At 62.4% G+C, this 24,412-nt stretch carries 26 protein-coding genes and 1 pseudogene; 2 read left to right on the top strand and 25 right to left on the bottom strand.

All coding sequences use genetic code 11. From position 1 onward, the window contains the following. Positions 1–20 precede the first annotated feature (20 nt). The 3 genes and pseudogenes from ntrC to dusB all read right to left on the bottom strand — a co-directional run bounded on the left by ntrC (position 21) and on the right by dusB (position 3,640). Entirely contained in the window at positions 21–1,478 is a 1,458-nt protein-coding gene (ntrC, locus tag ACHMW7_RS17015) for a nitrogen regulation protein NR(I) (RefSeq protein WP_395446790.1), read from the bottom strand. Beyond that, entirely contained in the window at positions 1,475–2,614 is a 1,140-nt protein-coding gene (locus ACHMW7_RS17010; RefSeq protein ID WP_395446789.1) for a nitrogen regulation protein NR(II), read from the bottom strand. Before ACHMW7_RS17010 ends, ntrC begins: the two co-directional genes overlap by 4 nt. Continuing rightward, positions 2,611–3,640: pseudogene (gene dusB / locus ACHMW7_RS17005) on the bottom strand (tRNA dihydrouridine synthase DusB). Before dusB ends, ACHMW7_RS17010 begins: the two are co-directional and overlap by 4 nt. A 140-nt stretch (positions 3,641–3,780) precedes the next feature. Here dusB and ACHMW7_RS17000 point away from each other — a divergent pair. Together ACHMW7_RS17000 and ACHMW7_RS16995 are read left to right on the top strand one after the other, a co-directional pair. Further along, the gene (locus tag ACHMW7_RS17000) at positions 3,781–5,004 is read left to right on the top strand and encodes a bifunctional 2-C-methyl-D-erythritol 4-phosphate cytidylyltransferase/2-C-methyl-D-erythritol 2,4-cyclodiphosphate synthase (protein ID WP_395446788.1); all 1,224 of its coding nucleotides are present in this window, start codon (positions 3,781–3,783) and stop codon (positions 5,002–5,004) included. Continuing rightward, complete coding sequence (locus tag ACHMW7_RS16995) at positions 5,001–5,507, top strand: CinA family protein (protein WP_395446787.1); 507 nt, start codon at positions 5,001–5,003, stop codon at positions 5,505–5,507. The genes ACHMW7_RS17000 and ACHMW7_RS16995 overlap by 4 nt, the downstream gene beginning before the upstream one ends. Here the strand turns inward: ACHMW7_RS16995 and ACHMW7_RS16990 are convergent. From ACHMW7_RS16990 to tpiA, 22 genes are all read right to left on the bottom strand, one after another. Further along, positions 5,483–5,944 (bottom strand): type II toxin-antitoxin system RatA family toxin, encoded by a 462-nt coding sequence (locus tag ACHMW7_RS16990; protein WP_395446786.1) that lies wholly within the window; start codon positions 5,942–5,944, stop codon positions 5,483–5,485. The two genes, ACHMW7_RS16995 and ACHMW7_RS16990, sit on opposite strands and share 25 nt — an antisense overlap. 71 nt (positions 5,945–6,015) lie before the next feature. Further along, positions 6,016–7,017 carry a lipoyl synthase gene (lipA, locus tag ACHMW7_RS16985; RefSeq protein ID WP_395446785.1) on the bottom strand — a complete coding sequence of 334 codons (1,002 nt, stop codon included), beginning with the start codon at positions 7,015–7,017 and terminating at the stop codon, positions 6,016–6,018. A gap of 9 nt (positions 7,018–7,026) precedes the next feature. Beyond that, positions 7,027–7,311, bottom strand: coding sequence for a GlsB/YeaQ/YmgE family stress response membrane protein (locus ACHMW7_RS16980; protein WP_395446784.1), 285 nt, complete (start codon positions 7,309–7,311; stop codon positions 7,027–7,029). 82 nt (positions 7,312–7,393) lie between these two features. Next, positions 7,394–8,839 (bottom strand): dihydrolipoyl dehydrogenase, encoded by a 1,446-nt coding sequence (gene lpdA, locus ACHMW7_RS16975; protein WP_395446783.1) that lies wholly within the window; start codon positions 8,837–8,839, stop codon positions 7,394–7,396. A gap of 18 nt (positions 8,840–8,857) precedes the next feature. Beyond that, positions 8,858–9,439 carry a GNAT family N-acetyltransferase gene (locus ACHMW7_RS16970; RefSeq protein WP_395446782.1) on the bottom strand — a complete coding sequence of 194 codons (582 nt, stop codon included), beginning with the start codon at positions 9,437–9,439 and terminating at the stop codon, positions 8,858–8,860. Positions 9,440–9,442: 3 nt separating this feature from the next. Then, complete coding sequence (locus ACHMW7_RS16965; RefSeq protein ID WP_395446781.1) at positions 9,443–10,081, bottom strand: SGNH/GDSL hydrolase family protein; 639 nt, start codon at positions 10,079–10,081, stop codon at positions 9,443–9,445. Between the two features lie 48 nt (positions 10,082–10,129). Continuing rightward, positions 10,130–11,497 carry a pyruvate dehydrogenase complex dihydrolipoamide acetyltransferase gene (locus ACHMW7_RS16960; protein WP_395446780.1) on the bottom strand — a complete coding sequence of 456 codons (1,368 nt, stop codon included), beginning with the start codon at positions 11,495–11,497 and terminating at the stop codon, positions 10,130–10,132. 18 nt (positions 11,498–11,515) lie between these two features. Next, positions 11,516–12,895, bottom strand: a complete 1,380-nt coding sequence (locus ACHMW7_RS16955) for a pyruvate dehydrogenase complex E1 component subunit beta (protein ID WP_395446779.1) — start codon at positions 12,893–12,895, stop codon at positions 11,516–11,518. A 14-nt stretch (positions 12,896–12,909) separates the two neighbouring features. Further along, a complete protein-coding gene (gene pdhA / locus ACHMW7_RS16950; protein ID WP_395446778.1) occupies positions 12,910–13,953 on the bottom strand; it encodes a pyruvate dehydrogenase (acetyl-transferring) E1 component subunit alpha in 1,044 nt (347 codons plus the stop codon). Positions 13,954–14,126: 173 nt separating this feature from the next. Next, the gene (locus ACHMW7_RS16945) at positions 14,127–14,456 is read right to left on the bottom strand and encodes a septum formation initiator family protein (RefSeq protein WP_395451345.1); all 330 of its coding nucleotides are present in this window, start codon (positions 14,454–14,456) and stop codon (positions 14,127–14,129) included. Positions 14,457–14,546: 90 nt separating this feature from the next. Next, positions 14,547–15,002 (bottom strand): DUF6636 domain-containing protein, encoded by a 456-nt coding sequence (locus tag ACHMW7_RS16940; RefSeq protein ID WP_395446777.1) that lies wholly within the window; start codon positions 15,000–15,002, stop codon positions 14,547–14,549. Positions 15,003–15,006: 4 nt separating this feature from the next. Then, positions 15,007–16,281 carry a phosphopyruvate hydratase gene (gene eno, locus ACHMW7_RS16935; protein WP_184767638.1) on the bottom strand — a complete coding sequence of 425 codons (1,275 nt, stop codon included), beginning with the start codon at positions 16,279–16,281 and terminating at the stop codon, positions 15,007–15,009. A gap of 410 nt (positions 16,282–16,691) precedes the next feature. Next, entirely contained in the window at positions 16,692–17,057 is a 366-nt protein-coding gene (locus ACHMW7_RS16930; protein WP_395446776.1) for a PRC-barrel domain-containing protein, read from the bottom strand. Positions 17,058–17,149: 92 nt separating this feature from the next. Further along, complete coding sequence (locus tag ACHMW7_RS16925; RefSeq protein ID WP_214386300.1) at positions 17,150–17,353, bottom strand: dodecin family protein; 204 nt, start codon at positions 17,351–17,353, stop codon at positions 17,150–17,152. A gap of 96 nt (positions 17,354–17,449) precedes the next feature. Further along, entirely contained in the window at positions 17,450–18,283 is an 834-nt protein-coding gene (gene kdsA / locus ACHMW7_RS16920) for a 3-deoxy-8-phosphooctulonate synthase (protein ID WP_395446775.1), read from the bottom strand. After that, positions 18,280–18,432 (bottom strand): hypothetical protein, encoded by a 153-nt coding sequence (locus ACHMW7_RS16915; protein ID WP_395451483.1) that lies wholly within the window; start codon positions 18,430–18,432, stop codon positions 18,280–18,282. Before ACHMW7_RS16915 ends, kdsA begins: the two co-directional genes overlap by 4 nt. Continuing rightward, complete coding sequence (locus tag ACHMW7_RS16910; protein ID WP_395446774.1) at positions 18,404–18,898, bottom strand: VOC family protein; 495 nt, start codon at positions 18,896–18,898, stop codon at positions 18,404–18,406. Before ACHMW7_RS16910 ends, ACHMW7_RS16915 begins: the two co-directional genes overlap by 29 nt. A gap of 287 nt (positions 18,899–19,185) precedes the next feature. Next, the gene (locus ACHMW7_RS16905; protein ID WP_395446773.1) at positions 19,186–19,728 is read right to left on the bottom strand and encodes a DUF1697 domain-containing protein; all 543 of its coding nucleotides are present in this window, start codon (positions 19,726–19,728) and stop codon (positions 19,186–19,188) included. A 61-nt stretch (positions 19,729–19,789) separates the two neighbouring features. Then, entirely contained in the window at positions 19,790–21,427 is a 1,638-nt protein-coding gene (locus tag ACHMW7_RS16900; RefSeq protein WP_395446772.1) for a CTP synthase, read from the bottom strand. 149 nt (positions 21,428–21,576) lie between these two features. Beyond that, positions 21,577–22,671 (bottom strand): L,D-transpeptidase, encoded by a 1,095-nt coding sequence (locus tag ACHMW7_RS16895; protein WP_395446771.1) that lies wholly within the window; start codon positions 22,669–22,671, stop codon positions 21,577–21,579. Between the two features lie 216 nt (positions 22,672–22,887). Continuing rightward, positions 22,888–23,340: a preprotein translocase subunit SecG gene (gene secG, locus ACHMW7_RS16890; protein ID WP_395446770.1), complete on the bottom strand. Its 453-nt coding sequence runs from the start codon at positions 23,338–23,340 to the stop codon at positions 22,888–22,890. Between the two features lie 156 nt (positions 23,341–23,496). Then, positions 23,497–24,261 (bottom strand): triose-phosphate isomerase, encoded by a 765-nt coding sequence (gene tpiA / locus ACHMW7_RS16885; RefSeq protein ID WP_395446769.1) that lies wholly within the window; start codon positions 24,259–24,261, stop codon positions 23,497–23,499. Between the last annotated feature and the right edge of the window lie 151 nt (positions 24,262–24,412).

Here is a 24,412-nt window from a genome sequence, read left to right as displayed (position 1 = left end):
GACAGATAAGCTTCGCCCTGTCAGACGGGCCGGGACGATTTGTAGACGTTGACGCCGAGCTCGCGGATCTTCTTGCGCAGCGTGTTGCGGTTGAGCCCCAAAAGCTCGGCCGCCTTGATCTGGTTGCCGCGCGTCGCTGTCATCGAGGCCAGCACCAGCGGGTATTCGACCTCGGCCAAAATGCGCTGGTAGAGCCCGGGTGGCGGCAGATCGCCGGCGAACATGGCAAAATAGCGCTGGAGAAAATGCTCGACCGCCTGGCCGACCGACAGGTCGTCGGGGATCAAGTTGCCGCCGGGCACGACAGGCTGCTCGCCTGTCTTGAGTTCGTTCTCGATGATCTCGGCCGAAATCTCGTCTTGCGGATAAAGTGCCGCCAGCCGGCGCACCAGGTTTTCCAGTTCGCGCACATTGCCCGGCCATGGATAGCGCTTCATCAGTTCGACGCCGCCAGACGAGATGCGCTTGGCCTGCAGGCCTTCATTCACGCCTTGCTTGAAGAAATGGCGGACGAGGTCGGGAACGTCCTCCGAGCGTTCGCGCAACGCTGGAAGACGAAGTGGTACGACATTGAGGCGATAGAATAAATCCTCGCGGAAAAGGCCCTGATTGATGAGCGTGCGCAAGTCCTTGTTGGTGGCAGCGACGATGCGCACGTCGGTCTTGATCGGCGTGCGACCGCCAACTGTCGTGTATTCGCCCTGTTGCAGAACACGCAGCAGTCGCGTCTGCGCCTCCATCGGCATGTCGCCGATTTCGTCGAGGAACAGTGTACCACCGTCAGCCTGTTCGAAGCGGCCGGTCGAGCGATTCTGCGCGCCGGTGAAGGCACCCTTTTCATGGCCGAACAGCTCGGACTCGATTAGGTCGCGCGGGATCGCGGCCATGTTGATGGCGACGAATGGGCCGTTGCGGCGGCGGCCATATTCGTGGAGCGCACGCGCCACCAGCTCCTTGCCGGTGCCAGATTCGCCCGAAATCATGACGGTGAGATCCGTCTGCATCATGCGGGCGAGCATGCGGTAGATGTCCTGCATCGCCGCCGAGCGCCCGACCAGCGGCATGGCATCAGGCTGGTCGTCATGGCGCTGGTCGCTGTTCGGTCGGCGTGGCTCGGAAAGCGCGCGGTTGACGATACTGAGCAGCTCGGTGAGATCGAATGGCTTGGGCAGGTACTCGTAGGCGCCGGTCTCCGACGCGCGGATGGCGGTCATGAAGGTATTCTGCGCGCTCATGACGATGACCGGCAGCTCAGGCCGCGCCTTCTTGATTCGCGGCAGCATGTCGAAGGCGTTCTCGTCGGGCATCACCACGTCGGTGATGACCAGATCGCCTTCGCCGGCGGCCACCCAGCGCCACAGCGTCGCGGCGTTGGAGGTGACGCGGACGTCGTGGCCCATGCGCGACAGCGCCTGGTTGAGCACCGTGCGGATGGCCGCATCGTCGTCGGCGACTAGGATGTTTCCGCGCACGCTCATCGATGGGCTCCTTCACTGTCGTCGTCGAGATGCACGGGCAGTTCCTTCCAGGCTGGCATGAGGATGCGGAAGGTGGTGCCACGCGGCGTCGAATCGCACTCGATCACCCCGCCATGGTCGCCGACGATCTTGGCGACCAGCGCGAGGCCGAGGCCTGAGCCATTCGGCTTGGTGGTAATGAATGGGTCGAACAGGATCGGCAGGATGTCTTCCGACACGCCCGAGCCATTGTCGTGGACGCAGAATTCCAGCGGCAGCGATACCCGATCCTGCGTGCCCGGGATCGACATGCGGATACCGGGCTTGAAGGCGGTCGACAGCGTGATCTCGCCATGCGGGTCGTGGCCGATGGCCTCGGCGGCGTTCTTGACCAGGTTGAGGAAGATCTGCACCAGCTGGTCGCGGTTGGCATAGACCGGAGGCAGTGATGGATCATAATCTTCCAGGATCTTGATTCCATTGGCAAAGCCGTTCCTGGCAATCGCCTTGACATGGTCGAGGACGACGTGGATGTTAACGGGATAGCGGTCGATCGGCCGCTCGTCCGAAAACACCTCCATGCGGTCGACAAGCGAAACGATGCGGTCGGTCTCGTCGATGATCAGCCGGGTCAGCGAACGATCCTCGTCGGAGGCATTCAGCTCCAGCAACTGGGCCGCGCCACGGATGCCCGACAGCGGGTTCTTGATCTCATGCGCCAGCATAGCGGCAAGGCCGGTGACCGAGCGCGCCGCGCCACGATGCGTCATCTGGCGGTCGATCTTGTCGGCCATCGAACGTTCCTGGAACATCACCACGACCGAGCCAGGCAATTCCGAAACGGGGGCGACATAGAGATCGACCATTTTTTCGATGCCGAGGCGCGGCGACGAGACGTCGACGCGGTACTCGTTGACTGGCGTGTTGCGCTCACGCACCTGCTCGACCAGCGTCAGTATGGGGCTGCCGAAGGGCACGAAACGCGACAGTTGGCTGCGCGCCAGCATGGTGGCGCTGGAGCGAAAGAAATCCTCGGCGTCGGCGTTGGCGAAGCTGATGAAATTGTCAGCCCCGATCATGATCACCGGGCGGCGGATGGTGTTGAGCACAATCTCCGCGGCATTCGCGCGATCCGGTGTCGCCGGAACAGAATTCATGCCGCATTCCTTTCGAGAAGACCTTCGCCAAAGGCCGCAAGTGCCTCGCGCAACGAGGAAATCACCTGCCGAGGCTCGAACGAGGTCAGCACGCCGCGGCGGAGTTCGTCGGGAAGTTCGGCGGTGTGGCGGTCAAGATACCAGCCGAGATGCTTGCGTGCCTGGCGCAGGCCGCTCTCGATGCCATAGAGCACCAGCATGTCCTCGTAATGGGCAATCACATAGTCAGCCAAGGCAGACGATGCCTGGGGTACGCCGGTCGCAGTGCCCCCCGCCTGCGGCAGCGGCGATCACGCCTGCGGTCCAGGGCGCGCCATAATGCGAGCGACCAGCCATCACGGCGTCAGCGCCGGATTGTTCGAGAATTTCGGCTGCATCTTCAGCTGTGGCGACATCACCATTGGCGACGACAGGAATGCGGACCGCCTGCTTGACATGGGCGATGGCACGCCAGTCGGCCTTGCCCTGATAGAACTGGCAGCGCGTGCGGCCATGCACGGTGACCATCTTGACGCCTGCCTGCTCGGCGCGACTGGCAAGTTCTGGCGCGTTGAGAACAGCGTCGTCCCAACCGAGCCGCATCTTCAGCGTCACCGGCACATTAACGGCGCCGACGACCGCGTCGATCAACGTCAATGCGTAGTCGAGGTCGCGCATCAAAGCGGAACCGGCATAGCCGCCGGTGACCTTCTTGGCCGGGCAGCCCATATTGATGTCGATGACATCGGCGCCTTCGCCAACGGCGATCCGGGCAGCTTCGGCCATGTGAGCAGCCTCGCGGCCGGCAAGCTGGACCATATGCACCGGCAGGCCGGAATGGCGGATGCGGAAGCCGCTGGAGCCGCGGCCCTTGGCAAGTTCGCCGCTGGCAACCATCTCCGACACGACCAGACCGGCGCCGTGAGCGTAAGCGCGCGTGCGAAAGGCCTCGTCGGTGACACCCGACATCGGCGCGAGGAACACCCGATTGCGGATCGTCACATCGCCGATCGAAAGCGGCTCACCGAGTTTTTCGAGATCAGTCATGCACAAAAACAAAGCACCATTCGCTCCTGCACAATGAGTAGCCACGATTGGCTCATTGTGCAACTGCGAAATGACAGTCGAATGCGGCGCTTTCTGGATTCCTCTAGCCTTCCGCAGGCCTCGCGGCTAAGCCTCTGCTCATGAATCCGAAGCCGTTGCCGAAGCATCAGAATTCGAAAGTCGCCGTCGTCATCGTGGCGGCTGGCCGTGGCGAGCGTGCCGGCCAGGCTGATGGTCCGAAGCAATATCGCAAGATCGGCGGCAAGGCTGTCATCTGGCATACACTGAAGGCTTTCCTCGACCACCCGCGAATAGGTCCGATCGCGGTCGCCATCCATGCCGATGACGGCCAGCTTTTCGCGGCCGCCGCCGGCGAACTGGCCCCGTGCGTCACCACTGTGGTTGGAGGCGCTACGCGCCAGGATTCGACGCGATTTGCACTGATCGCCTTGCAGGAAGCCAAGCCCGATGCCGTTCTGATCCATGACGGCGTCCGGCCGTTCATCGGCCCCGAAGTCATCGACCGCGCCATATCAGGAATCGACGCGAACCACGGCTCGCTGCCGTCGCTGCCGGTGTCCGATACGCTGAAGAAAGAAGCCTTTGACCGCACAGTCGCGGAAACTGTGCCCCGCGCGGGCCTGCATTCGGCGCAAACGCCGCAAGGCTTTCCATTCGGGCCGATTTTCGCCGCACACCAGCGCGCCTTCGAGGCTGGCCGCAGCGACTTCACCGACGATTCCGCCATAGCCGAATGGGCGGGCATTCCTGTCAGGCTGGTCCTCGGCTCGCCTGACAACGTCAAACTCACCTGGGCTAAGGACATCGCCATGGCCGACCAGCGCCTTTCCGGCCAAGCAACCAGCTTTCCCGACGTCCGCACCGGCAACGGCTATGACGTGCACTCCTTCGAGGCAGGTGATCACGTCTGGCTGTGCGGCGTGAAGATTGCGCATTCGAAGAAGCTGAACGGCCATTCCGATGCCGATGTCGGGCTGCACGCGCTGACCGACGCCCTGCTTGCGACCTGCGGCGCCGGCGACATCGGCACGCATTTCCCGCCATCCGACCCGCAGTGGAAGGGCGCTGCCTCGCGCCAGTTCGTCGAGCACGCGGCAAAGATCGTTCGTGGGCGTGGCGGGCGCATCGCCAATGCCGACATCACGCTGATCTGCGAGGCGCCGAAAGTCGGACCGCATCGCGAGGCGATGACCGCCGAACTTTCAGACATGCTGCACATTTCGCCCGACCGCATCTCGATCAAGGCAACGACCAACGAAAAACTCGGTTTCATCGGCCGCGAGGAAGGCATCGCGGCAATCGCCACCGCAAGCGTCGTCTATCCCGGAGAATTGCCGGAATGAGCGACGTCACCGCCCTCACCTCGGCCTTGCTCGACGCCTGCCTTGCTCAGGGCATGATGGTCGCCACCGCCGAAAGCTGCACCGGCGGCATGATCATCGCTGCGCTCACCGACATCGCCGGCTCGTCGGCCGTCGTCGATCGCGGCTTCATCACCTATTCCAACGAAGCCAAAATGGAGATGCTGGGCGTCTCTGACGCGACGCTCAAGGCGCACGGCGCGGTGTCGCGCGAAACGGCGCTCGAGATGGCGGCAGGCGCGCTTGCCCGCTCACGCGCCAGCCTGGCACTGGCTGTCACTGGCGTCGCCGGGCCGGGCGGCGGTTCGCCGGAAAAGCCAGTCGGCCTGGTCTGGTTCGGCGTCGCCAGGAAAGGCGCACCACCCGAGGCGGAGTTTCGCATCTTCGAAGACAACGGCCGCGACTTCATCCGCCGCGAGACGGTGCGGACAGCGTTGGGTCTCGGGCTACGCGCGGTCGATCAGACGGTCTTCGCCGGCCCATAGATCGCATCCGCCCGCTTCTCGAACGCTTCGGCGAACATGCGGAAGGCGCGATCGAACATCGTGCCCATCAGTGCGCCCAGGATGCGGCTCTTGAACTCGTAATCGATAAAGAACTCGACGCCGGAGCCGCCGTCAGGTGCCGCGACGAATTTCCATTCGTTGGTGAGGTAGCGGAACGGGCCATCGAGATACTTGACGTCGATTGTGTTCTCCTCGGGCGTCAACAGAACCTGGGTGGTGAAAGTCTCGCGGAACGCCTTGTAGCCGACGGTCATGTCGGCCACGAGAATCTCACGCCCGTCACGCTCGCGCCGCGACCGGACGTTGAGCCCTTCGCAAAGCGGCAGGAATTCGGGATACTTCTCCACGTCGGCGACCAGGGCGAACATCTTGTCCGGCGGGTGGCCGACATGGCGGGTGGTTTCGAATTTGGGCATCCGGTGCTGGTCAGGCCTGGTGAGAGCGCCGCGCGCCCATTTGGACGCGCGGTCGCTCTAACATCATGAAGTTACGCATCGTGCTTTCCGGAAATCGCAACCGATTTCCGGGCCGATGCGTTGGCGAGCAGCGCTTCACGCGCGGCGCGCAACTTGGCGAAATCGTCGCCGGCATGATGCGACGAACGCGTCAGCGGGCTCGACGCGACAAGCAGGAAGCCCTTGGACTTGCCGACCGTGGCGTAGGAAGCGAATTCATCCGGCGTCACGAACTTCTTGACCGGATGATGCTTCTTCGAAGGCTGCAGATACTGGCCGATGGTCATGAAATCGACATTGGCGGTGCGCAGGTCGTCCATCAGCTGAAGAATCTCGTGACGTTCCTCGCCGAGGCCAACCATGATGCCGGACTTGGTGAAGATGCTGGGATCAAGCTCCTTGACCCGCTGTAGCAGGCGGATCGAATGGAAGTAGCGGGCGCCGGGACGCACCGTCAGGTAGTTCGAAGGTACGGTTTCCAGATTGTGGTTGAAGACGTCCGGACGGGCGGCAACGACGATCTCGAGCGCGCCCTCCTTGCGCAGGAAATCAGGCGTCAGGATTTCGATTGTCGTTGTCGGCGTGAGCCGACGAATAGCGTGGATCACGTCGGCGAAATGCTGTGCGCCGCCATCGGCAAGATCGTCGCGGTCGACCGAGGTGATGACGACATGGGTCAGGCCCATCTGGGCCACGGCCTTGGCGACGCTCTCCGGCTCGTTTGCATCGAGCGGCGTCGGGATACCGGTGGCGACATTGCAGAAGGCGCAGGCGCGGGTGCAGATCTCGCCCATGATCATGAAGGTGGCGTGCTTCTTTTCCCAGCACTCGCCAATATTGGGGCAGCCGGCCTCTTCGCAGACGGTCACCAGCTTGTGCGACTTCACGATGTCGCGCGTTTCCTGGTAGCCGCGCGACACCGGCGCCTTGACGCGAATCCAGTCGGGCTTGCGCAGAACCTCCTGATCGGGCCGGTGGGCCTTTTCCGGGTGCCGCGCGCGCGGACGGTCTTTGAGATCGAGAACGGTGACCATCAGTTCTTCCTATCGAGGCCGGGCTGATTGCGAGCGGCCAAAAATCCAGAGCACGATGACGGCGCCTGCAATGGCGACGATCAGATTGCCCATGAAGCCGTAATAATTGATACCGAGCAGCCCCGCCAGAGTGCCGCCGACAAACGATCCGGCGATCCCAACAAGGATGTTGGTCAGGAAGCCGTGGTCGCGGTTCATCGTGCGTTCGGCAACGTAGCCGGCAAGGAAGCCGATGAGCAGCATGCCGAAGAAGCCGACGCCGGGCATGCCGAGAATTCCGTAGCTCTGTTCCATCAGTCGTCTCCGGCCAGTCGCGGACGTTCTGCTGATATAGTTCCATCAGGCGCGCCGCAACAGGCGCGCCGATGCGCAGCCGTCATGCGTTGAGCGCACGCCCATAGGCGTCGAGCACGCTTTCCTTCATCGTTTCCGAGATCGTCGGATGCGGGAAGATGGTGTGCATCAGCTCTTCTTCGGTGGTTTCGAGGTTCATCGCCACGACAAAACCCTGAATCAGTTCGGTGACTTCAGCGCCAACGAGGTGCGCGCCGAGCAACTGACCGGTCTTCTTGTCGAAGATGGTCTTGACCATGCCCTGGTCTTCGCCGAGCGCGATGGCCTTGCCGTTGGCGACAAACGGGAAGCGACCGACGCGGATGTCCTTGCCTTCGGCCTTGGCCTTGGCTTCGGTCAGACCGACTGATGCGACCTGCGGGTTGCAATAGGTGCAGCCCGGGATCTTGAGCTTGTCCATCGGGTGGACATTCGGCAGGCCGGCAAGCTTTTCAACGCAGATGATGGCCTCATGCTCGGCCTTGTGCGCCAGCATGGGCGGGCCGGCGACGTCGCCGATGGCATATATGCCCGGTACGTTGGTCTTGCCGTAGCCGTCGATGACGATGCAGCCGCGGTCGGTCTTCACGCCGAGCACTTCCAGGCCGATGTTTTCGATGTTGCCTTGCACGCCAACGGCCGAGATCATGCGGTCGGCGGTGATCTTCTCGACCTTGCCGTCCTTCATCTCGACATGAGCCGTAACGGAATTCGTACCCTTCTCGACCTTGGTGACCTTGGCCTCGAGATGGATCTTCATGCCCTGCTTTTCGAACTGCTTCTTGGCGAAGGCCGAGATTTCGGCGTCTTCCACCGGCATGACGGCCGGCATCACCTCGACGACAGTCACGTCGACGCCCATCGTACGATAGAACGAGGCGAATTCGATGCCGATGGCGCCCGAGCCCATGACCAGAAGCGATTTCGGCATTTCCGGCGGCACCATGGCCTCGAAATAGGTCCAGATCAGCTTGCCATCCGGCTCGATGCCGGGCAGCGCGCGCGGACGGGCACCGGTGGCGACGATGATATGCTTGGCGCTGTAGGTACCCTCGCCCAGCGTGTTCTTGGGCAGCGGCGCCTGCGGCTCCATCGGCTTCTTCGACGACTTGGAGACGACGATCTGGCCGGGTTTGGTCAGCTTCGCCTCGCCCCAGATGACGTCGACCTTGTTCTTCTTCATCAGGAAGCCGACACCGCCATTCATGCGCTGGGCGATGCCGCGCGAACGGTCGACAACGGCCTTCAGGTCGGCAGTGATGGTGCCTTCGAGCTTGAGGCCGTAGCTCTTGGCGTGCTCGGCGAGGTGCAGCACTTCGGCCGAACGCAGCAGCGCCTTGGTCGGGATGCAGCCCCAGTTGGAACAGATGCCGGCGAGGTGCTCGCGCTCGACGATCGCAGTCTTGAGGCCAAGCTGTGCGGCGCGGATCGCCGCGATGTAGCCGCCGGGACCGGAGCCGATGATGATGACGTCGTAATTCTCAGCCATGAGTGTCTTGCCTCTTGATCAAGTCGCGCTGCGCGTGAGCAGCACCCAGTCGTGTTTCTTGCCGTTGTCGTTGATCGGTACGGATGCCTGGCGCGCGATCTCCTCAAATCCACAGGACTTGTAGAGGCCAAGCGCCACGGCGTTGTCGCTTTCGGTGATCAGGCTGACCGGCCTGGTGCCGGCGCGTGCGAGTTCGTAGTCGACAAGTTGTCGGCCGATGCCGCGCCCGCGATGATGCAGATACACACCGACGCTGTCGATGAACCAGTGGCCGATCGCCTTCTGCTGAAGCGAAAGGATCGGCTCGAACACCGGATGCGGTGCCTCCTCGTCGGCGAATGACGGCTCCACGGCATGGCCGACCACCACGCCTGCAATCTCGTCATCGACCTGGGCAAGCCCGGCATTCTTCCAGCCGGCGCGGTCGTCGTCGTCGCGCATCTGATTACGGCCGTGCTCGAGCGCGGTTTGCGCCGTGCCGCCCAGCACCGCGCCATACCAGAGCCACGACGCAAGCCCGTGCGACGACAGATCGACAAGGATGGCAAGTTCCGCGGCATCGCGCCGTTCGGCCCTGCGGATGGTGATAACGCCCGGCAAGCCTTAGAGCTCCAGCATCACGCGCACGATCGGCGCGATGGCATGGCCGATGGCCCGCGTGTTTTCAGCATCGAGATGCACGCCGTCGAGCGGCGTGGTCTCAGCCACCGAGCCGGCATCGAAGAAGCCGCAACCAACCTCGTCGGCGAGTGCCGCATAAAGCGGCGCGAGTTCCTTGGAGGCCTCGTCGCCGCCGGCAAACATTTCCTTGTATTCGGCGTTGGCCGTCCGACTGACCACCGGCGGCGAAACCAGCAGGATTTCAGGTGCCGGGTAGTCGATGCCGTGGTCATAGGCGCGGATGCTCGATACAAGCCGCGCCATGCCCTGCTTGGCGGCAACCGGGTTACCGTGGATCCAAGGCTTCATGTCGTTGGCGCCGAGCATGATGATGACAACATCGAGCGGCGCATGCGTACCCAGGATCGTCGGCAACAGACGCGCGCCGTTACGGTCAGCGGCAGCGAGATGGTCGTCGAAGGCAGTCGTCCGGCCGTTCAGGCCCTCGGCGACGACATGAACGTCGGAGCCGAGTTCAGCCTGCAGCACGCTCGGCCAGCGGTCTTCGAGCGCATGACGGCCCGGACCCGCGGCATCGTAGCCCCAGGTCAGCGAGTCGCCGTAGCAAAGCACAGTCTTCATGATTGAAGTCCTCGAATCCCCTCCCTAGCGGGAGGGGAAATGGGGAAACTACACCAGCATGCCCATCGGGTTTTCGATGAAGCGCTTGAAGGCCGAGAGAAGTTCAGCACCGAGCGCACCATCGACCGCGCGGTGATCGGTCGACAGCGTCACCGACATCACGTTGGCGATCTTGATCTCGCCGCCCTTGACCACCGCCCGTTCCTCGCCAGCGCCAACCGCCAGGATGGTGGCGTGCGGCGGGTTGATGACGGCCGAGAAGTCCTTGATACCGAACATGCCGAGGTTGGACACGGCACTGGTACCGCCCTGGTACTCCTCAGGCTTGAGCTTGCGGTTACGAGCGCGACCGGCAAGGTCCTTCATCTCGTTGGAGATGACTGACAAGGTCTTGACGTCGGCCTGGCGGATGATCGGGGTGATCAGACCACCCGGGATCGAAACGGCGACGCCGACATCGGCGTGCTTGTGCTTGACCATCGCCTGATCGGTCCACGAGACATTGGCATCGGGGACAGCCGTCAGCGCCAGCGCCATGGCTTTGATGATCATGTCGTTGACCGACAGCTTGTAGGCCGGCACATCGCCTTTTTCGGTCTTGCGCACCGGGGCGGCCGCATTGAGCTGGGCACGGAGCGCGAGCAGTGCGTCGATCTCGCAATCGAGCGTCAGGTAGAAGTGCGGGATGGTGCTCTTGGCCTCGACAAGGCGGCGCGCGATCGTCTTGCGCATGTTGTCATGCGGGATGAGCTCGTAGCTGCCTTCTTCGAACAGCTTGAGCACCTGTTCATCCGACATGCCCTTTGGCGCAGGTGCAGCAGCACCTGCTACAGGAGCCTTGCCAGCAGGAGCTGCCTTGGCGCCACCACCTGATATCGCTGCCTCGACGTCGGCCTTGACGACACGGCCATGCGGGCCGGTGCCGGTCACGGCGAAAATGTCGACATTGGCGTCCTTGGCGATACGACGGGCAAGCGGCGAAGCAAAGGTGCGACCGTCGGCTGCCGGTGCAGCCGAACCGTTGGTTGCAGCCGGCTTGGCTGCAGGCGCTGCGGCAACCGGAGACGCTACTGGTGCCGCAACTGCGGCGGGCGCAGCCGGTGCCTCAGCCTTCGGCGCTTCGGCAGCTGCCGGTGCAGACGCACCGCCCTTGGCGGCGGCACTGACATCTTCGCCTTCAGCGGCGAGGATGGCGATCAACGCGTTGACCTTGACGCCTTCGGTGCCGGCCGGAACCAGCAGCTTGGCGACGGTGCCTTCATCGACGGACTCGACTTCCATCGTCGCCTTGTCGGTTTCGATCTCGGCGATCACGTCGCCGGGCGAAACCTTGTCGCCTTCCTTGACCAGCCACTTGGCCAGATTGCCCTCTTCCATCGTCGGCGAAAGGGCAGGCATGGTGATATTGATCGGCATGATGACCTCGCGCCCCTGTCAGCGATACGTGACTGCTTTGACCGCCTCGATCACTTCGCCGACATTCGGCAGAGCGAGCTTTTCGAGGTTGGCGGCGTAAGGCATCGGCACGTCCTTGCCGGCGATGGTGATGACAGGCGCATCAAGATGATCGAAGGCGCGCTGCGACACCTGGTTGGCGATGAAATCGCCGACCGAGGACTGCGGGTAGCCTTCCTCGACAACCACCAGGCGATTGGTCTTCTTGACCGAGGCTATGATGGTGTCGAAGTCGAGCGGACGAATGGTCCGGAGATCGATGATCTCGACGTCGATGCCCATCGCGCGCAGCTCGGCCTCAGCCTTGATCGCGTAGGTCATGCCGATACCGAACGAGACGATGGTGACGTCCTTGCCCGTCTTGTGGATGCGTGCCTTGCCGATCGGCAGCACGAAATCGTCAAGCTTCGGCACGTCGAAGGAGTGGCCGTAGAGGATTTCGTTTTCGAGGAAAATGACCGGGTTGGGATCGCGGATCGCTGCCTTGAGCAGGCCCTTGGCGTCAGCGGCCGAATACGGCATCACCACCTTGAGGCCCGGAATGTGGCTGTACCACGCCGCATAGCACTGCGAGTGCTGGGCAGCGACGCGGGCGGCCGCACCGCTCGGTCCACGGAAGACGATCGGCGCGCCCATCTGGCCGCCGGACATGTACAGTGTCTTGGCAGCCGAGTTGACGATCTGGTCGATCGCCTGCATGGCGAAGTTGAAGGTCATGAACTCGACGATCGGGCGCAGGCCAGCCATGGCCGCACCGACGCCAACACCGGCAAAACCATGCTCGGTGATCGGGGTGTCGACGACACGACGCGGGCCGAACTCCTGCAGCAGCCCTTGGGTGATCTTGTAGGCGCCCTGGTACTCGGCAACCTCCTCACCCATGATGAAGACGTCGCCGTCGCGGCGCATCTCTTCGGCCATGGCGTCGCGCAATGCTTCGCGAACGGTCGTCGAGACCATCTCGGTGCCTGCCGGGATATCCGGATCAGCAGCGACTTCGGTCTTCGGCGCAGCAGCCACAGGTGCGGCGGCCGGAGCGGCGGCAGGTGCAGCCGCGGCAGCAGGCGCCTCGGCCTTTGCAGGTGCAGCACCCTTGCCGATGTCGGCAGCGCTTTCGCCATCCTGCAGCAGCACGGCGATCGGTGTGTTGACCTTCACGCCCTCGGTACCGGCAGCGATCAGCTGCTTGCCCAGGACGCCTTCGTCAACGGCTTCCACTTCCATGGTCGCCTTGTCGGTTTCGATTTCGGCGATGACGTCGCCGGCGACGATCTTGTCGCCTTCGTTCTTCAACCACTTCGACAGATTGCCCTCTTCCATCGTCGGCGAGAGCGCAGGCATGAGAATTTCGATCGGCATGTTCGCGCCCTCCCTTAGATCAAGATATCGGTCCAGAGCTCGGCAACATCCGGCTCGGGATCGGTCTGAGCAAAGTCTGCGGCATCAGCCACAATGTCGCGAACATCCTTGTCGATCGCTTTGAGGTCGTCTTCGCTCGCCCATTTCTTGGCGATGAGGCGCGCCTTGACCTGTTCAATCGGGTCGTGCTCGGAGCGCATCTTCTGCACTTCGTCCTTGGAGCGGTACTTTGCCGGATCGGACATCGAGTGGCCGCGATAGCGGTAGGTCTGCATCTCGAGGATGATCGGGCCGTTGCCCGAACGGCACCACTCGGTTGCGAGATCGCCCGCGGCCTTGACCGCGCGCACGTCCATGCCGTCGACCTGGATACCGGGGATTTTGAACGACAGGCCGCGCTGCGAGAAGTCGGTCTCGGCCGAAGCGCGCGACACAGCGGTGCCCATGGCGTAGCGGTTGTTTTCGATGACGTAGATCACCGGCAGCTTCCACAGCGAGGCCATGTTGAAGCTTTCATAGACCTGGCCCTGGTTGGCCGCGCCGTCGCCGAAATAGGTCACCGAGACATTCGGGTTTTCGCGGTAGCGGTTGGCGAAGGCCAGCCCCGTGCCGAGCGACACCTGGGCGCCGACGATGCCGTGGCCACCATAGAAATGCTTTTCCTTGGAGAACATGTGCATGGAGCCGCCCTTGCCTTTCGACAAGCCGCCCCGACGCCCGGTCAGCTCGGCCATGACGCCACGCGCCGACAGCCCCATCGCCAGCATGTGACCGTGGTCACGATAGGCGGTAATCATCTGGTCGCCTTCGATCAGCGACATCTGCAGGCCAGTGACGACGGCCTCCTGGCCGATGTAAAGGTGGCAAAAGCCGCCGATGAAGCCCATGCCGTAGAGCTGGCCGGCCTTTTCCTCGAAGCGGCGGATCAGCAACATCTCGCGATAGGCCGCGACATCCTGGTCCTTGGTGAAGTCAGCCGGCTTGGGTGTTACCGGAGCAGATTGCGATTTTGAATCAGATTTGGATTTGACAGGCGCTTTTTTGGCGGCGGTGGCCATGCATCACTCCCTAGTGGCGTCTCTTTGCGGACAATGAGGAGATCATGCATAATCTCTCCTCTCCATGACCAAACGCTAGCATGGTGAGTGACGCTGCGCCATGCGGAAAAATGCATAGCAGGCATGCGGTTAAGCGTCTAAAAACGTTGGATTTCTTGCTGATTAACCAGAAGTCAGTTAATACGGCGCGCAGATGGCCGCATTATGGTCAGCTCATCGGCATGGGACATATTCAAGGCGTTACGCGCCTGTTCGTCAAGCATGTCCTTTTCAAGCGATCCATCATGCAGCATCTGCACGCGGCGCTCGACGTCGAGACGCTGCGCCCTGACGGTATCGAGCCGGGCCTGGAGATCGACGGCACGCGCCTCGAGCCGGTACTTGGAATAGATGCCGAATTCGCCATGATAGGCATGAAAGCCGAAATAGGACAGGAACATCACCGCCAGCGCAGGGACGATCAGGCGTCCGGTATTTCTCTGCTTGTGCTGGCGTGTCCACATGGTGCGCAAAACCTTTCGCACCCTTGTCGCCCAATCATACTTAATGTCGGGTTACGACAGTCTCGTTTCGCACGAAAAACCGTGTCAAATTCAAAACAGCCGTTGCCGCGCCCGCGAAAGCGCAAATCCCGCACCCCGCCCATTGATGCAGGTCACGCCCGAGCGCTCGGAGACGCAGCTGATAGTTCCGCGCGCGAAAGTTTCACCATAGGCCAGTTCCGGATAGTCGCCGACGATCGTGTCGCCGACGCACATCAGCACGCCGCGCCTCGACGTTTCATCCAGGCCGAAATCATTGCCCCAGTCCAGTTCGCAGTCCTGCCGGCGCGGTGGCAGCGGCGTCGTCTTGTCGGCGATGTTGCAGCGTATCGATGCATCGTCGTCGAAGAACATGCATTGGATGTTGCCGGTCGGCGAACGGAAACCGTCCGCCGAATCCTGCGCCAGCGCGGGCGACGCAGGAAGCCAGCTGAAGGCGCCGGCCATCAGCAGGCAGCAAGCCAGTCTGTTTATTCTCTCGCTTTGCCGCCCGCCTGATATGCCCATCGGGTCAGCCGCGCAGGATCGACCTGCCGGCAAAGCGTGCCTGCCTGCCCAGCTCTTCTTCGATGCGGATCAGCTGGTTGTACTTGGCGGTGCGGTCCGAACGGGCCAGCGAGCCGGTCTTGATTTGTCCGCAGTTGGTGGCGACAGCGAGATCGGCGATGGTCGAATCCTCTGTTTCACCCGAACGGTGCGACATGACGGCGGTGTAGCTCGCCTTGTGCGCGGTCTCGACGGCGTCGAGCGTCTCGGTCAGCGTGCCGATCTGGTTGACCTTGACCAGGATCGAGTTGGCGACGCCCATCTTGATGCCGTCGCGCAGGCGCGCCGAGTTGGTGACGAACAGGTCGTCGCCGACCAGCTGCACCTTGTCGCCGCAGATGTCGGTCAGGTACTTCCAGCCTTCCCAATCGTCCTCGGACATGCCGTCCTCGATCGAGATGATCGGATAGTCGGCGGCGAGCTTGGCGAGGTACTTGGCCTGGGCCTTGGGGTCGCGGGTCTTCTTTTCGCCTTCATAGACGTAGTTGCCGTCCTTGAAGAACTCGGTCGCAGCGCAATCGAGCGCAAGTGCGACGTCCTCGCCCGGCTTGAAGCCGGCCTTCTCGATCGAGGCCATGACAAAGTCGAGAGCTGCCTGGGCGCTCTTGAGGTTCGGCGCGAAACCGCCCTCATCGCCGACATTGGTATTGTGGCCGGCGTCCTTCAGACCCTTCTTCAGGGTGTGGAAGATTTCCGAACCCCAACGAACCGCGTCGCGCAGCGAAGGCGCGCCGATCGGCATGATCATGAATTCCTGGAAGTCGATCGGGTTGTCGGCATGCGCGCCGCCATTGATGATGTTCATCATCGGCACCGGCAGGACGCGGGCGTTGGGGCCGCCGACATAACGGTAGAGCGGCAGGCCGGAGGCTTCGGCCGCGGCCTTGGCAACGGCCAGCGAGACACCGAGGATGGCATTGGCGCCCAAGCGGCTCTTGTTGGGCGTGCCGTCGAGCTCGATCATCGTCTGGTCGATATGGATCTGGTTTTCGGCTTCCATGCCGCCGATCGCCTCGAACAGTTCGCCATTGACGGCCTCGACGGCGCGCTCGACCCCCTTGCCGAGATAGCGCGGGCCGCCGTCGCGCAGTTCCATCGCCTCATGGGCGCCGGTCGAGGCGCCTGACGGGACGGCTGCGCGGCCCATCGAACCGTCTTCAAGGACAACGTCCACCTCGACGGTGGGATTGCCACGGCTGTCGAGAATTTCGCGGCCGATAATGTCGATGATTGCTGTCATGTGAGGCATCCCCGGGAGCTGATCGCAAAGAAGGATCGGTTGGATTTCCGCGCCCGTCTTAGCCAAAGCTCCGGAAAAGGCAATCGCGGGCGGCCAAATATCACGCTGCGTCAGGCCGCTGATTCACTTTCGGCAAAACGCTGTCACCATAATTCATCCGATCAGGCAGGCATCAGCCAAACTTTCGGGTAAACTGACCGCGCGCGGGGCGAAACAGAGGGAGTTTCGCCATGTCCGAGTTAAGTGGTATCCTGAGTTTGTTCTTCATCGCCGCAGCATTCCTGACCTCATGCGACAGTCAACCGCCCCCGCAGGGCGTGTCGCAGGTGCGGATTGTTCCGACACCAAGGTAAGTCGCCGGCACAAAAGAAAAGCCCCGCTTCGGCGGGGCTTTTTGTTTTGGGCAACGGTCAGTGCCAGTACGGCTCGACCCGGTAGTGCTCGTAGGACGCATCGCGCACCAGACGGCCATCGTCCTCGGTCAGTTCATTGGCTGAATAGGAGGGGGCGGACTTGAGCTGCTCCTTGGAGAACGGGACGACGTAGCCGCCGCGGCCTTTGTCGAAATCCAGCGTCGACCACGGGATGGCGTGGTAGCGCTCGCCAATGCCGAGGAAGCCGCCGAAGCCGATGACGGCGAACATGATGCCATTCGACATCTTGTCGAGCATGACATCCTCGATCGTGCCGATCGTCTCGCCGGCAGTATTGTAGACATTGGTGCCGATGACCCGCGATGCGGGAATGGCCGCGGTATGACCAGTCTGGGTCGTCATGATCCTGCTCCTCGTTGGTTGGGGTGCAGGGGTAACGATCCCCCGAAGCGGAGGTTCCAATTTTCCTGGCGATGCGGAAAGCCGACCGATGGTCAGTCGCTGAGGATGAAAGTCACCTTCATGTTGACGCGGTAAGCAACGATCTTGCCGTTTTCGACAACGACTTTCTGATCCTGGATCCAGGCGCCTTCGACGTTCTTCAGCGTCTTGGAGGCGCGCGCGATGCCCTCTTCGATGGCGTCCTTAAAACTCTTTGTCGACGATGACGTGATTTCGGTAACGCGGGCAACAGACATGGAGGCTCTCCGGCTGAAATGCTCAGTCACGGAACAAGCCTACGCCCGGCGCGAGCCGGGCTCAAGCTGGAGTTGCGGACGGCTACTGTTCGCCGGTCAGCCCTTGGCGATGCGGTCGAAGGCCATCAGGCGTTCGAGCAAGGCGGGCATGTCCTTGAACGGCACCATGTTGGGGCCATCCGACGAGGTCGAATTGTCGGGGTCCTCATGCGTTTCGATGAACACGCCGGCGACGCCGACGGCAACGGCCGCGCGCGCCAGCGTCTCGACAAAGCGCCGTTCGCCGCCCGAGGTGGCGCCCTGCCCGCCCGGCTGCTGTACCGAATGGGTGGCATCGAAGATCACAGGTGCGCCGATGTCGGCCATGATCGGCAGCGCGCGCATGTCGGAGACGAGCGTGTTGTAGCCGAAGGACGCGCCGCGCTCAGTGACGAGCACGTTGGCGTTGCCAGAACCGGTCACCTTGGCGACGACGTTCTTCATGTCCCAGGGCGCCAGGAACTGGCCCTTCTTGACGTTGACGACCTTGCCGGTCCTGGCGGCCGCGATGAGCAGGTCGGTCTGGCGGCTGAGGAAAGCCGGGATCTGCAGCACGTCGACGACTTCGCCGACGATCGCGCATTGCTCTTCGGTGTGGACGTCGGTGATGACGGAGACACCGAGCTCCCTGCGCAGGTCGGCGAAGACGGGCAGCGCTGCATCGAGGCCGGCGCCACGCGTGCTCGACAGTGAGCTGCGGTTGGCCTTGTCGAAGCTCGACTTGTAGACGAAGCCGATGCCGAGCTTCTGGGTCAGCTCCTTGAGCTTGCCGGCCATATCGAAGGCATGCTGGCGTGATTCGAATTGGCACGGGCCGGCGATCAGCGACAGCGGCGCGTCATTGGCGAAGAGGGTCTTGCCGACCGTCACATTTGCATTCGGCTTGGTCATTTCAGGTCCTCGAAAATGAAGGTCGCACCCTGCCCCGGCGCTGGTGGCACAACAAGGCGTTGGCCCTTGAGATCGTGCTCGACGGCGTTTTCGACAAGGAGTTCCTTTGTCGCGGCAATGTCATCGACGGCAAAAACCAGAAGTCTCAAGGCGAATGCCGCCGGAATTCGGCTCGCGACGGATGGAAAGCAGCGCGTTTGCCAGCGGCACATGGGCGCCGTCTGCCTTGCTGCGTGCGACGGTCGCAAGCAGCTTGCCTGCTGCCTCGACATCTCCGGCAGCGAGTTCGATCGCCAGGACACGCTTGGCGCCATTGCCATGCGCCTGAAGTGCTGATCGGTCGACGGCAGGCACATTGGCGCGCTCGCAGGTGAAGAAGAAGGCAACCGCTTCCGCGTTCGGCTGGGCGGCAAAGGCCAGCCGGAACGATGCCTGGTCGGACTTGCCGGACGCGTCGACGAAAGGACGCGAAAAATCAAGCCGTCCGCCGGCCGACACCCCTGCCGCAACGAACTCGGCATGGTCGGCATCGGCGTCGTCGGTTCCGAACACCACCGCCGAAAAGCCTTCATCGCCCGCCATGTCGCGGAAATCGCGGTCGCGCGCGACAAACACGTTGCCTTCGTGAGCCGCCTTGTCGGCGGCTGCCGGTCACCAATGGCAAGCGGCTCCAGGAAGGTGCCGTCGCTGAGATAGACGCAGCAATTGATCGTGCCGAAGGGATGCGTGCCTTGCGGCGAAACGTTGAAGCCGAGTGCCATAAGCCGCTGCCGCGCAAGCGCCAGATCTACGGTAGGCAGGACAACATGGTCGAGCGGTCGCGGGCTCTCGGAAGGACTTTTCGTCATGGCTGCGCTGTGCCTGAAATCCTGATGTGAAGCAAGACTACGCCCCTTCGCGTCTTACGATGCCACCATTTCGCCGAGCCGGCGCACGGTGTTCCAGTTGCGCGATGTGCCGATGCCGCCAGCGCGCTTGGGCGTCAATGCTCCGAGCAGCCTGGACGACGCGGTGCTACGGGAGAAATAGAGCCAGATGTCGCCATCCACAGACGTGAGCTTTTCGTCGGCAGCGGCATAGGGGCGAAGCCGCTCCATGACTTCAGCGGTCACCGGCGCCCGCATCACGCGCACGCCAACCTGGTCCGGATGAAGTTCCGATTCCTCGGGAAATGGGTTGGCGGCGACAAGTTTCTGCCAGACGGCAGCATCTCGCACGATGATGTCGACATGCTTGCCGAATTTGGGGACGAAGGCGGCTTCGAGCTCGCGCTCCAGAGCGGAAACCGATTTGCCCTTGGCTTCGAAGACGAGATTTCCGGTGGCAACCAGCGTGCGTGGATTGCCGAGGCCGAGATCCGTGGCCATGTCGCGCAGGTCGGACATGACGACGCGCCGGCCGGGGCCAAGGACAATGCTGTAGAGGAGCGCAACATATGTGGTCATGCGCGGCGCAGCCGCCGGGAGATGATGCGCGCCGGCGAAGTCACGACGGCGCGCATGGATATCAGACCAGTCGGCTCTGTTCGACCGCGGCTTCGATGAAGCTCGCAAACAGCGGATGCGGCTCCAGCGGACGGCTCTTCAGCTCGGGGTGGTACTGCACGCCGATGAACCAGGGATGGTCGGGATACTCGACCGTCTCGGGCAGCACGCCGTCCGGCGACATGCCGGCAAAGACCAGGCCACACTCTTCGAGCCGGTCCTTGTAGTCGATATTGACCTCGTAGCGATGGCGGTGGCGCTCCGAGATGTCGGTGTCACCGTAGATCTCGGCGATCTTCGACCCCTCCGAAAGCCGCGCCTCGAATGCCCCCAGGCGCATCGTGCCGCCGAGATCGCCGGATGCCCGACGCTTCTCCAGCATGTTGCCCTTGAGCCATTCGGTCATCAGGCCGACAACAGGCTCCTTGGTCGCGCCGAACTCGGTCGACGAGGCATTCTCGATACCGGCGAGCGACCGCGCCGCCTCGATGCACGCCATCTGCATGCCGAAACAGATGCCGAAATACGGCACCTTGCGCTCGCGGGCGAATTTCGCGGCCAGGATCTTGCCTTCCGAACCACGCTCGCCGAAGCCGCCGGGCACCAGGATGCCGTGGACCTTTTCCAGGAACGGTGCGGGGTCCTCCTTTTCGAAGACCTCGCTTTCGATCCAGTCGAGCTTGACCTTGACGTTGTTGGCGAGGCCGCCATGCGACAGCGCTTCGATCAGCGACTTGTAGGCATCCTTGAGGCCGGTGTATTTGCCGACAACGGCGATGGTGACTTCGCCTTCCGGATTGTGGATCAGCTGCGACACGTTCTGCCAGGGATCGAGCCGCGGCTTGGGTGCCGGATCGATGCCGAAGGCAGCCAGCACTTCCGAATCGAGGCCTTCCTTGTGGTAGGCCAGCGGCACGTCGTAGATGTGGCCGACGTCGAGCGCCTGGATGACCGCCGACTCGCGGACATTGCAAAACAGCGACAGCTTGCGGCGTTCTTCCTTCGGAATGTCGCGGTCAGCACGAACAAGCAGGATATCCGGCGCAATGCCGATCGAGCGCAGTTCCTTGACCGAGTGCTGCGTCGGCTTGGTCTTCAGCTCGCCGGCCGTCGGGATGTAGGGCATCAGCGTCAGGTGGACGTAAACCGCGTTGTTGCGCGGCAGATCGTTGCCAAGCTGGCGGATCGCCTCGAGGAACGGCATCGCCTCGATGTCGCCGACAGTACCGCCGATTTCGCAGAGCACGAAGTCGTACTCGTCATTGCCGTCGAGGATGAAGTTCTTGATCTCGTCGGTGACGTGCGGAATGACCTGCACGGTTGCGCCGAGATAGTCGCCGCGCCGCTCGCGTTCGATGATGTTCTTGTAGATGCGACCGGTGGTGATGTTGTCGCTCTGGTTCGCCGAACGCCCGGTGAAGCGTTCGTAGTGACCAAGATCGAGATCGGTCTCCGCTCCGTCGTCGGTCACGAACACCTCACCATGCTGGTAAGGCGACATCGTTCCCGGGTCGACATTGAGATACGGATCGAGTTTTCGGATGCGCACGCGATATCCGCGTGCTTGCAGAAGAGCCCCAAGGGCCGCTGCGGCTATGCCTTTTCCAAGGGAAGAGACCACGCCGCCGGTAATAAAAACATATCGCGCCATGGGATTCATCGCTTAACGCGGCCAAATCGATTCCGCCAGAGAAAAATCCGCCGCGTCGGACTTTTCCCTATGTGGCTGTTCAACATTGCTGCCGGATTGGCACGCAAACAAAAAGGCCGGCGTGACCGCCGGCCCGCTATCAGCGTTTTGAAAACGCCTTACATGACGATGACTTCAGAGCCCATCCTCACGCGGTTGTAGAGATCCATGACGTGGTCATTGACCATGCGGAAGCAACCGTTCGAAGAATTTGTGCCGATCGTCTGCGGCTGATTGGTACCATGGATACGGATATGGGTATCCTTCTTGCCCTGGTAAAGGTAGATGGCACGCGCGCCGAGCGGGTTTTCCGGACCGCCGTTCATGCCGTCCTTGTACTGGCCGTACTTCCTGGGCTCGCGTTCCTGCATTTCCTTGGTCGGAATCCAGCGCGGCCACTCCTGCTTGTCGCCAATTGTCGCCTTGCCCTTGAACTCCAGGCCCTCGCGGCCGACCGCGATGGCATAACGGCGCGCCGTCGACGATGATTCGACCAGATAGAGATAACGTGCACTGGTATCGACAACGATCTGGCCACGCTCATAGCCGGAGAAGGTCACTTCCTGCGGCTCGAAGTCGGACTTCACCTTGAACTGCTTCTTGGCCTGCTTGGCCTGCAACACGGCGTCGAGCGCACGTGTCTGAGGCAGCATCGACTGCTGCGGCGCGCTGCCGCCAAAAATACCGGCGAGCAGGCCGGTCTGGCGTGGACGATCCTGGCTTTCGCTGCGCAGCTCGCCATTGTTGCCGGACGATGCCACCTCGATCGCATCGGGGGTAAGCGGCTCGATCGGCTTCATCACTTCAAGTGGCTGCGTGTTGCGCTTGGGCGCCGGTGCTGCCGCGGCAACCTGAACGGTTGCCTTTTCGGTCTTCTTCAGCCGGGCGAGTTCGCGGGCCTGATCGGCCTTTGCCTTCGCTGCTGCCCGCATCGCCATCTTCTTGGCTTCGAGCATCTTCAGCCGGGCGTCTTCCTTGTCGGCCTTGATCTTGGCTTCAAGGCCCTTGATGCGCGCCAGATCCTCGTCGGTCGGCTTCTTCTTTTTCTTGAGCAGCTTGAGTTCCGATGCATCGCTCTTGGCGGCGACAGCGACAACGTCGCTTGCGCCCCCAGGCTGCGGCGCTGCAGCCGTGCCGGCCGACGTCGCGGCAAAGGCTGTCGAACTCATGAAAGTGGCGCAAAGGCCAGCGAGAAGGATGCGGCGGAGCTGCATGGCGAAGGATCCCGAACGTTTAACGCAAATTTTCTTGCGACAACGCGCGGTGCCCCCAAGGCCTCCCCGCCGATATGCCGCTACCCAGCTATAATCGATTAGCCGGAGGCGCCTCAAGGGAGGCACCACCGGCGGAATGATCGAATTGTCGTGATCCATGCGGCATTTGCCGCAACTGTGTTCAAACAACAACAGGTTGCGGCAAAGGGTAAATACTTAGTTAGGAACCTGCGGCGTTGCCGGAGCTGCCGGAGTGCCTGCCGCAGGCTGTTCGGTGCCTGTAGCGGCCGGCGCTGTGGCAGGCGCAGCAGGCTGAGTCGCCGGAGCTGCGGGAGCCGTGGTGCCAGATGCCGGCGCGGTCGAACCGCCGAGCTGGTCGAGAACGCCCTTGCCGCCAGTCGTTCCACTCTGGGTGGTCGGAACACGGTCAAGAATATCAGTCGGCTTTTCGCCGTAGCGGGCAACGATCGACAGCGTCAGCGAGGTCACGAAAAACACCGTCGCCAGGATTGCCGTGGCGCGCGTCAGCGCGTTGGCAGCACCACGCGCCGTCATGAAGCCCGAACCGCCACCGATGCCGAGGCCACCGCCTTCAGAGCGCTGCAGGAGCACCACGCCGACAAGGGCGAGCACGACCATCAAGTGAATGACGATGAGGACGGTTTCCATTGCGCTTCCTGGGATCTTTCCTGACGGGGACTTGCCGCGCACCGAAGCGCCCGGCCTTCCGGAGGCGGCTCAATACAATGCTTTCTAGGCATTTCCAAGCCCGCCGGCCGAATATGGGGTGACACGCTGCCTTTGCAACGGTCACGTGTGGTGAAATCAGAGCTTGCGATAGGCTTCGGCGATGCCAAGGAAGTCGGCAGCCTTGAGGCTGGCGCCGCCAACAAGCGCGCCGTCGACATTGGCGATCGCCAGCAATTCGTTGGCGTTCGACGGCTTGACTGAGCCACCATAGAGAATGCGCATCTTGGCAGCTGGTGCACCCAGCTTCTCCGCAAGGCGCGCGCGGATATGCGCATGCGCCTCGGCCACGTCGGCCACGGTCGGCGTCAAGCCGGTGCCGATCGCCCAGACGGGCTCGTAGGCAATGACGGCATTGGCAGCTGTTGCTGTCGTCGGCACCGAGCCTTCGATCTGGCGCGACAGCACCGACAGCGTCGCACCGCCTTCACGCTCGGCATGCGTCTCGCCGATGCAGATCACGGCCACCAGCCCTGCCCGCCAGGCGGCTTCCGCCTTGGCGCGGACGATGTCGTCGGTTTCGCCATGGTCGGTACGGCGTTCGGAGTGACCAACGATGACGTGGCTGGCGCCGGCGTCCTTGAGCATCTCGGCCGAAACATCGCCTGTGTGGGCGCCGCTTTCCTTGGCGTGGCAATCCTGCCCACCGGTCCTGACCGGCGTGCGGTGGAGGATTTCAGCAGCACGCGACAGCAGCGTCGACGGCACGCACAGGAGAGATTCGGTCTCGGCATCGAGGCCGCCCATGAAACCGCTCGCAATGCTGCGCAGTTCGTTGAGCGAGTTGCTGGTGCCGTTCATTTTCCAGTTGCCGGCAACGAGTGGACGGATTCCTGGCGTCATTGTGCTCTTCCCTCGAAATCGATATTCGCTCGGGCAACCTCACTACCAAAAACAAGCCACAAAGCAATCGACACTGACGGCGAAGGGCGCTATTGCGCTTCGTTCATGCAGGCGCATGGTTCATGCAGGCGCATGCGATCATGCGCGTATA

Source organism: Aminobacter sp. UC22_36 (genome assembly GCF_044056035.1).
Classification (GTDB): Bacteria; Pseudomonadota; Alphaproteobacteria; order Rhizobiales; family Rhizobiaceae; genus Aminobacter.
This window is presented reverse-complemented; position numbering and strand designations above follow the sequence as displayed.